General features: G+C 41.8%; 6 protein-coding genes. All 6 read right to left on the bottom strand.

Annotation, left to right across the window (positions count from 1 at the left end; translation table 11 throughout):
* Positions 1 to 84 precede the first annotated feature (84 nt).
* Entirely contained in the window at positions 85 to 369 is a 285-nt protein-coding gene (locus tag IH879_16485; GenBank protein MCH7676524.1) for an STAS domain-containing protein, read from the bottom strand.
* Position 370: 1 nt separating this feature from the next.
* The gene (locus IH879_16480; GenBank protein MCH7676523.1) at positions 371 to 775 is read right to left on the bottom strand and encodes an ATP-binding protein; all 405 of its coding nucleotides are present in this window, start codon (positions 773 to 775) and stop codon (positions 371 to 373) included.
* 8 nt (positions 776 to 783) lie between these two features.
* A complete protein-coding gene (locus tag IH879_16475; protein ID MCH7676522.1) occupies positions 784 to 4,290 on the bottom strand; it encodes an alpha-amylase in 3,507 nt (1,168 codons plus the stop codon).
* A gap of 161 nt (positions 4,291 to 4,451) precedes the next feature.
* Entirely contained in the window at positions 4,452 to 4,871 is a 420-nt protein-coding gene (locus IH879_16470; protein MCH7676521.1) for an SRPBCC family protein, read from the bottom strand.
* 53 nt (positions 4,872 to 4,924) lie between these two features.
* Positions 4,925 to 5,281, bottom strand: a complete 357-nt coding sequence (locus tag IH879_16465) for a hypothetical protein (protein ID MCH7676520.1) — start codon at positions 5,279 to 5,281, stop codon at positions 4,925 to 4,927.
* Between the two features lie 183 nt (positions 5,282 to 5,464).
* Positions 5,465 to 7,240 carry a T9SS type A sorting domain-containing protein gene (locus tag IH879_16460; GenBank protein MCH7676519.1) on the bottom strand — a complete coding sequence of 592 codons (1,776 nt, stop codon included), beginning with the start codon at positions 7,238 to 7,240 and terminating at the stop codon, positions 5,465 to 5,467.
* Positions 7,241 to 7,257: the final 17 nt, after the last annotated feature.

Raw genomic sequence — 7,257 nt, 5'->3', positions numbered from 1 at the left:
TAGTGTTAACGATGTCTTGACACTTATCACCTAGGTGTTACAATATAAATAGATTAAAATGTTTTGTCAATTATAAATCTGGTACTACGCAATTTCAAAAACCGTATCGAAACCTGCGTATCGAAATACATCTCGAATATGCTTGTTCATATTTGTCAATTTCAGACTGTTCTCCGATTCACTCAATCTTTTTTGCGTCACAAGCAAAACACTTAACCCGGCGCTTGAAATATATTCAAGGTTTGTGAAATCGACTTCACAAGAACTCGTTACGGAATTAAACACTTCTTTTGCGTTTTCAACCTGGGAGGCATCGAATCTACCAGTGAGCTTTATATCGTTGTTGTTTTTCAGTTCTGCTTCAAACATGTCACTTCTCCAAATGTTTGATTAAAATAATTTTACTTTGCCTATCTTTATATTCGTATTCAATTTTGTCTATCATTTGTTTGACCAAATGAATCCCCAAACCGCCGACTCTCCTCTCCTCTAACGACTGCTTTGTGTCAACTTCCGCAGTTTTAGTGATATCAAAAGGATCAACATCAAAATCGGTTAAATGAATTATCAGATCGTCTTCGTTTTTTTTAAGCTCAAGCAAAATTTCATTAGTATTTTCAGAAGTGTACTTTACCATATTTGTAAAAAGCTCTTCAACAACAAGATTTATCGTAAAAACAACTGACTCATCCACGCCGGTTTTGGCGCTGAATTCATTTATGAATTTAAAAATTCCATCTAATGAGTTTAAGTCTCTTTTAAACTTTTTATCCATAAAACATGCTACCTTTTCAACTCATTTAACAACTTCTCCAGCTGATATTCGGATGTTTTTTCAGCTTTGAGCCAATTCTGAATGGTGGCAAAGGTCTTTTCAATTTCTTTGACGGCTTCTTCCGAATCCATTTCGAATTTTGACTCAATCTGAATGACTGAGATTAGAAACAGCCACCAAACAAGCTTCTGAAAATTTTCTTTGTTAAACCACAACACACTTTCCCAACGATTCACTTTTAAAAATTTTCGGATGTCAGAGGATTTGAGTAGTTGACTCATTATTTTGTCTTCTTGTCCTTTTTTGCGTATTGTCTCAAGAAACCAGTTTTGCTCGCTCACAAGAATTTTTAAAAGCATTCCTCCTTCCCAGGATTCATTTTCGTCGGCTCCCAATTGGCGTAAAACCCAAGTAAATCTTTTGCTAAGTAACCAGTCACTTAGCCAAATCCTGCTTTGTTCTTCGTAGCCGGCTTTCGAAACGAGCTTTCCTAACGAATGTGTAACCAACCAGCTGAGCAGCAAACTGAAGGTCATGTCATATTCAATATAGCCCTTTTTTAAATATTTAACCGAAGCTTGAAATTTAGGTGATTTTGAATTGCCGAATTGATTTTTAATTTCCGGCAGTCTCAAAAGGATTTTTAACTTCCGTAGAATTTCTTCAGCGAGTATAGTTTCGTTGCCCGTACCGGAAGAAAAATGCCTTGCTTGCTTCAAGAAGAGCACGGAGCTTTTTTCAAAGTTTTTCAGGAATCCAGCTGGTGATTTTTTTCTTAAGCTGTGTTTTTTAAACTCCTTGACTTTTCCCACACTCAGGAGCGAATCGAAGGCCTCTGACAATGGTTGAAGAAAGAGCTCCTGCAATGCCTCCGAGATGCTCGCTACTCCGCTGCCGTTTAAACTGGCCGCCAATTGTTCATACTGATGCAAGTCATTGTCCAGAACTTCTCGGAAATTCAGCGCAACGAAATACTTGTAAGCGCCCAGTTCAAAATAAAGACCTTGTTGGAGAATCTCATTGCTTTTGCGAATAAACTCCAATCCAGTGACCTCATCTCGGAAAATACAGTAATTATTTTCGCCAGAATGCAAGTTCAGGGCACTGCCCAAGTTTTTTTGCTTCAGGTGGGTATCACCGTTCGTCCCGGTTTTTGATGCATATTGAACCGAAGTGTGAATCCATCCTTTGGCCTCAGCGAATTTATTATTATAAACTACCAAAGCGTACTCGTTGCCAAATCGATTAGAGTATGCAAAAACGTTTTCGTTAACATTCTCTTCCGTTGAAAAATCATAAAAAAGAAAATCATCGACATTAGCAAAGAGATAGCGTTTTTTCATCAATGGGAAGATTTCACGTTCATGACGATCCACCAACTCCCAATCCACTTGCTCATCCAAATATGCCCGGCGATATTCCATGCCGTATTTTTCGACAAAACCTTCAACCTGCCCGTGTCCGAACATTGGCAAGCCGGGCATGGTGACCACCATTGTACAAACGCCAAAATATTTGTCGCTTTTTCCGAACTGGGCCAACGCAGTCTCCTCGTCCGGATTGTTCATGAAATTGACAAAGCGTTTCAGGATTTCAGGGTTAAATTGAATGGTGTTTTTAATCGTGTTGCGGTATTTTTCATTCTCCTCATTTTTTAGCATATTCATAAATGCGCTGTTATAAACCCGATGCATGCCCAAGGTTCTGACAAAATAGCCTTCCATGAGCCAAAATGCTTCGGCTAAAAGTAAGGTGTCCGGCGCTTCCTCCGCAATGCGATCTACAACTTCGCGCCAAAACTCATTGGTCATTGCTTTATTAAAATTACCTTTTGACAACCCGTGCTCTGAGCGAGTTGGAATATCCCCTCCACTCCCCGGCGCCGGAAACCACAAACGCTGGTAATGTTTTTTTGTCAGAGTCATCGCAGCGTCAAAGCGGATAATTGAGAAAGAGTGTGCCACTCTTAAAATGTTTTGAATCACAGCCTCCCGCACTTCCGGATTTAGAAAATTCAATTGCGCGGTGTCATTCCAGGGCATGTTGGTGCCGTCGTTACCGTGATAGATGTATTTGACATCGCCTGTCCAATAGTCCTGCTTTTTAAAAACCACAGCTGCGTCCGTGCGACTATAATAATTGTCCTCAATAAAAATACCATAGCGAGGGTCCGTTGATAAATTGGTGCCGTTAAAAGTGTAAGATGGAAACGGACTGTTTGGCAAAGAAACGAACCAATCGGGGTTCTCCCTCACCCACTTTGAGTCGATCCCGGTGTGGTTGGGAACCATGTCGCTGGCAAGCCGAATGCCGCGCTGCAAACAGCGGTATTTAAGGTTTTGCAAAGCTTTATATCCACCAATTTCTACTGCTATTTCATAATCAAACAAGGCATAAGCTGAGGCCTCTGCTTCAGGATTACCGCACATTTGCTTGATTTTTTTTGAAGCCGGGCTGCGCTCCCAAATACCAATCAGCCAAAGGCCGGTAAATCCCCAGCGTGTTAAATCATCTAACTCTTGATCTGGAATTTGGTCCAGCCTGGTTATGGAGCTTTTATATTTTTTAGAAAGTTGATCCAGCCAGACCAGGGTACTTTTCGCTATTAACACTAAACGAGGCATCCATTCGAGGTCTGAGCTGAACTTTTCGAATTCAATATCAGAGAAAAACTCCGGCACTTGAGTTGGCCCGGGTCCGGCAAAAATAGGCTTTGTTTCCTCTCTAATTAAATCTAAACCGCCAATTAACCGAGACAAAAAATTCTCGAGGATGAGACCCCATCTACTGCGCATGAACGTTAACTGACCTTCTAAAGAATCCGGCGCTTCAATTGCCGATTGGCGTAGCAATGAAATCAAATCTAGTTTATCAGGACCAAAAAGAGGCTGGGTTTTAAAAAAATCCTCAATAGATTGCATGACCTGCAAATACGCAGTCTGCCTACGCAAAAGGGAGTCGTCAAACAATTCTTGAAAAGTTGAAAAAGCGGGGTTTCGATTTGCCAGCCATAGCAGCACCATTTCTTCGAAAGCTATCAAGCGATTCAAAATACCGTTCGTGGATTCTTTTAAGTACGTCCTAGCATCCAGCTGGTTTTTATAAACTGCCCTTGGCGGAAATTGCTCGATAAATTGAGTCAGCACTTTGTCTATTTCTTTTTCGTTAACTTCTGTCTCAACCCACTTTAAAGCCTGTACGAAGGCCTTCGGATTGATTTGCTTTTGATAGAGAAAAACAACGTGATGAAGTATTTCATCGATCAGACCCATTGCGTTGATCTGCCCGGCTTTGACCGCTTGTTCCGGGAAGCGCTCCAAATCGCGCTGTTTATTTATCTGGTGAGCAAGGAGGCGTGCCGCTTGAAAATCTGCAAAAACGACGTTGCCAGTGGAGGAAAAAAGAGTGTGGTCAAATTCGTATTTTTCTCTCGCATTTCCTGAAACATGAAATTCGAAATGACCTGTAAGAGAGGATTGAAAAATGGAGTGTTCGTTATTTAACCCAGAGAGCATTAAGTTTAGGCAACGGCTGCGCATGATAATCGCTTAGAATCAGAGAAGTAGAAATTTCTTAGCAAAGAAAACTACAAAATTTTCAACTTTATATTTTTTAAAAACGGAAATGCAAAAGAAATGTCGATGAAGATCGAAACTCAAAAGGTAAATATTTGAACTTATTTTGGAGCCTCAGCCACCTTTTTTACTCTCAGGTTATCCTTTTCCATCCCCTCGCTCAAGGATTGAATCGTTTCTTCAGAAAGATCGTCGTCATAAATGCTTGTCCGTTTTAATAGGGTGCCTTTTTGCAAAGGCTTTAATTGAATAACCCCTTTACCAACTAAAGGCCCTCCATAACGGCGATAAGCAATTTTTGTTTTCTCACTTAATTCAGTCACTTCAACATTATATCTTATTGCAAAATCATCACTTCCGGCAATGATACTGGCATGAGTCCCAACACCGGATTTCCCTTGCTCGTATCCGTCAACTTTTTTTACAAAATGGAAAATGTTTTGCCAATTCTGCGGATTAATGCACTCCCATACCCGGTCATTTGTGGCAGCAATCTCAATCGAACGTCTTATTTCTGTCATACAAATCTCTCCTAAAAAAGAAACCTTGGTAAGTCAATTAAAGCTAAGTCATTCTAAGCAGAAGCCAAGGTTTCACTAATTTTTTTCTTAACTTCCCCGTCCTGAATTTTTTCAATCACGTCATTAAGTTTGCTGCCAGCCGCCGACCAGTTGTTTTTTGTAAACGCCTTATTGCAAAACAAAAAGTAACCGTTTGGACATTTAAATAAATGGACACTTTTACAGTCTCCTAAATAGCCTGTCTTGACTACTTCTACCCCTTTAAAGTTTACCTCAGAGTTCCGGATTGAAAGGACACGACTGACTTGATTTAATTGATTCAAAAAACTTCGGCCTTCAGTGGTCTGTAATATCGTTTCTACATCCAATTTCACTGTGTCCTCGGGATTTTGCGTTTTTTCTTCTGACATGAAATTCTGCCTCCTAGGAGATATGACTTAGTTTTTGGTGACTTAATTTAAAAAGATTAGGCAGGAAAAGCAAGCGGAATTGTACCTGAAAAAAAAGCCCCGCAAACAAGCGAGGCCTTTTAATAACTTTGAATATTGTCACTATTTAAAAGAACTTAAATGTAGACAATTGAATTATCGAGTTCACCTGAGCAGGGTCATCTTGAAGGATTTAACAAAGAGCGCCCGTGATGTTGGTGACCGGTCGCCGGCCTCGATTCTGTAAAAATAAAAGGCGCTGGATACGGGGACACCGAAATCATCTTTACAGTCCCACTCAACGGTATAAGAACCAGCTAGGTGCGCTTCATCTTGAACCAAATACTTAACTTGTTGTCCACGGACATTATAAATTTTTAGATTCACTTTAGCAGTGGCTGGCAAAGTATAGTCGATTTGCGTGCCGGGATTGAATGGATTCGGATAATTTTGGGACAAACTAAATACTTTGGGTATTTGCTCATTCGATGCAACAGACACGAGTTGAGGCTGGATACTTAGATTGTCAACGACCCATCCCCATGCATTCATAGTTTCATCTGCAAACAATCTGAATCTGATCAGGATTGTCTCTTCAGCGGGAAATGTATCCAATAAATCTATCTCATGAGTTCGAAACATGGATGGAGCGCCATTGCCATTCACATTAAAAGTTTGCAACCAAGTGGCATCAAAGCGGGCATCGTAACCATCAGCAAGGGGCAGCCAAGTTACCTCATTGATATTACGTCCCTCCACTACGACAAAATCCCTAAAATTCTCATCACCAAAGACAGAGCCTGGAAACCCCGGCTCCACAATCGCAATATCATCGTAACTTAGAATTGCATCCGTCGAGGCAACAATAATGGGTACTCTGAGCGTAGCAGTCAGCACAGTCGCGTCCGCATAGTTATGAGGGGAATGAAGGGCACGGTTCTCAAAATCCGAGGTTACACTTAGCCCATTTGAAGCAATGTCATTATTAATAAAGGAATTGAGATTGTTAATATAGCCATTTCGTGCTTCCAGTAATGGGAAAACAACAATTTCTTTAACTGCTGACCTAAACATATCGCCGTCCTTGAACGATTTAACCGAAACGGCAACTGAACTCTGGTTTTCAATCGATGATAACAGGACGTTAACATTTGTATCGATACCCGCAGGGTTGGCTGGCAAACTAAAGACCGCTTCTCCATCAGCGACGACCAAGGTAGAATCATAAGGAGATCTAAGTGAAACATCCAGACTTATCAGACCGCCAGCGCCACCCCCAATTCCATTTAAACGCGGAGATAGGGTCGCAACTGGAGGTTCATACCCGGCCAATTCCGGAAGAGCGACTGACCAAACGCCCCTGCCGTGGGTTGCGACAACAACCTGATCGTTCACAATAACCATCTCATACACCAAGGTAGCAGGGAAACCATTATTTGCATCCGCCCAGGTGGCTCCGCCGTCCATAGATTCAAAAATACCGATTTCTGTGCCGGCCCAGATGATATCCGTATCATAGGGCATGACCAATAAGCTATGTACGGCGACATCCGGAAAGCCATTTGTGCTCGTCGTGCCGGTGCCAAATCCCGAGATATCTTCCCAGGTTTGGCCTAAATCATTTGTCCGCAAGATCTTGGGAGCATTAGCAAAAGAGAAAAGCGCGAAGGCTGTACTGTCCTCAGCAGGATGGGTTTCTAACCCAGAAATGCGGCCAAGAGTAACATCTGGAAAGACCGCCGTTTCAGCAAAAGAAAGGCCACCATCTGAAGACACGTAAAGGGGGCTGCCCGCGATCATACTTTCCCCGGCCCAAACAATTTGCGGATTGACCAGAGAAATCTTCACTTCAGCAAGAGAAGAGGCACCGTTCCAACCTGGCGGCATCTGGGTTAAGGTCCAATTCGATGCAAAATTATCCGTTCTCCAAACACCAGACACACCTACTGCGCAGACTA

This window comes from candidate division KSB1 bacterium, assembly GCA_022562085.1.
In the GTDB taxonomy this organism is placed as follows: Bacteria; Zhuqueibacterota; Zhuqueibacteria; order Oceanimicrobiales; family Oceanimicrobiaceae; genus Oceanimicrobium.
Note: the sequence above shows the minus strand (reverse complement) of the source record. Positions and strands in the feature narration are given on the sequence as shown.

Bases quoted from the DNA above. Each gene is read 5' to 3' on its own strand.
- IH879_16485 (MCH7676524.1), bottom strand. From the start codon at position 369: ATGTTTGAAGCAGAACTGAAAAACAACAACGATATAAAGCTCACTGGT.
- IH879_16480 (MCH7676523.1), bottom strand. From the start codon at position 775: ATGGATAAAAAGTTTAAAAGAGACTTAAACTCATTAGATGGAATTTTT.
- IH879_16475 (MCH7676522.1), bottom strand. From the start codon at position 4,290: ATGCTCTCTGGGTTAAATAACGAACACTCCATTTTTCAATCCTCTCTT.
- IH879_16465 (MCH7676520.1), bottom strand. From the start codon at position 5,281: ATGTCAGAAGAAAAAACGCAAAATCCCGAGGACACAGTGAAATTGGAT.
- IH879_16470 (MCH7676521.1), bottom strand. From the start codon at position 4,871: ATGACAGAAATAAGACGTTCGATTGAGATTGCTGCCACAAATGACCGG.